This is a genomic window from Streptomyces sp. NRRL WC-3618 (assembly GCF_001280005.1).
In the GTDB taxonomy this organism is placed as follows: Bacteria; Actinomycetota; Actinomycetes; order Streptomycetales; family Streptomycetaceae; genus Streptomyces.
Genome location: NZ_LGDW01000027.1, coordinates 1 through 1557, shown reverse-complemented (window position 1 = coordinate 1557; position 1557 = coordinate 1). Strand labels below are relative to the sequence as shown.

Annotated in this window: 1 protein-coding gene; it reads left to right on the top strand. The window is 60.2% G+C overall.

The window, feature by feature from the left end; genetic code table 11:
* Window positions 1-723 precede the first annotated feature (723 nt).
* Window positions 724-1431: a CDP-diacylglycerol diphosphatase gene (locus ADL01_RS41360; RefSeq protein WP_078960317.1), complete on the top strand. Its 708-nt coding sequence runs from the start codon at window positions 724-726 to the stop codon at window positions 1429-1431.
* The last annotated feature ends 126 nt before the right edge of the window (window positions 1432-1557 follow it).

The following is a 1557-nucleotide window of genomic DNA, read 5'->3' as shown; positions in this document are numbered from 1 at the left end:
GAACTCCATGATCCACAAGAGCCGTGCTTGTTTCATGTCCGGCCATCGTTGATCATCCGACCAAACCGGGACCTACGGAACTCTCCGAGGGCCCCTGGTTCTTCGAGGACTTCGCGCGCAGGACGATCGGGCACTCGATGGCCGATTCGATGGCCAGCGTCAGCCTGACTCTCGTGGCCGCCGACGAGCAGGACCGGCCGATCGGCGCTCTGTCCGTCACCGCCCCCGGAACTCGGCGTCGTAGATGCGCTTCCTGGATGCCATGACCCCCGACTATCCCTCCGGTCACGGTCTCCACAGTAGGAGGGAGGTGCAGGTGGAAAGAACGTGTGATGTCGCACGCAGCATGGCGCCGAGTAGCATCCACGATTCGGGACTTAGTCCAAGCCTGTTTCGATTCCGTCCAGGTAAGGCCGAGGACCTCCCCCTCACGGAGGCCGAGGACCAGGATCAGTACGTCGCGCCGTGCAGGTAGTCCCGGCAAAGCTGCGCGTTTTCTAGGAAGCAGGGCTGTGCGCCTGACGGCCTCGCCCGGGACCGCAGGCTGCCGTTCGTGGAGTTCACGTCAGGGCCGGAAGGTGCGTTACCCCATAAGGCTGGTTCAGAGGCCGGGGGGATTACGCGCCCACCCCAGGGCGGAAATATGGTTGTTGATTGACAGGGCCGACCCAAAGCGGTTCCGAGCGGGCAGCTGCGGGCTGCCCCCAAGCGCGGAGATTTCGCATGTACGGTACGCAGCCAGAAAACACCCCGGCTTCACGCCTCGACCCCAAGAACTGTGGCGAGCCAGGTGACCACGGTCCAAGAGATGGTCTCTGGCTCAAGGTTCAGGAGTGCATCAGTGCGGGTAATTGCGTGGACGTCGACAAGGCACAGCGCTGCGCCGTGATGCACGGCGGCCTGGTGGTTCCCATCGATCGCGTGAAGGGCATCGAGTGCTATACGATCTGGCAACTTGGGGCCCCCAATTACTGGCACAGCGCCTGGGAATATGTTTGCAAGCACATGCCCCCGGCGTCCACCGGATTGGGAATCAATTCGAAGTCGGCCCGCACCAAGGATCAGTTGCACATCCACATGGCCGACTTTCACGAGAGGGCGAGCGGAGATCTTGTACACGAACTAAAAGGCCAGCAAGGGAATATGGCCCCCCACAGTGGCAAGTCATGGGCGGAGTCACTGGTCACGGCAACGGGATGGGTTGCGCCAGCCCAAAAATGGGAGCAGAGAAAATATCGAGCACAACATGTCCCAAATCTGGGCAGCAACCTTTTCGAAACCTTGCAGAAGGAAGTGGCCCCAGGTCCGGAGCGGATGCAAGAGCAAACTATGATTGTGATTCCAGCGTCGCAGGGTTTCTACGTTTTGAACAGCGAAAAAGGCATCCGCGATGGCACTAGTACATGCGACTATCTCCTCAGATGTAATTGAGGATCACGCGTCGGTGCGGTCTACGGGACCAGGGGCCCTCGGAGAGTTCCGTAGGTCCCGGTTTGGTCGGATGATCAACGATGGCCGGACATGAAACAAGCACGGCTCTTGTGGATCATGGAGTTC

Bases quoted from the DNA above. Each gene is read 5' to 3' on its own strand.
- ADL01_RS41360 (WP_078960317.1), top strand. From the start codon at position 724: ATGTACGGTACGCAGCCAGAAAACACCCCGGCTTCACGCCTCGACCCC.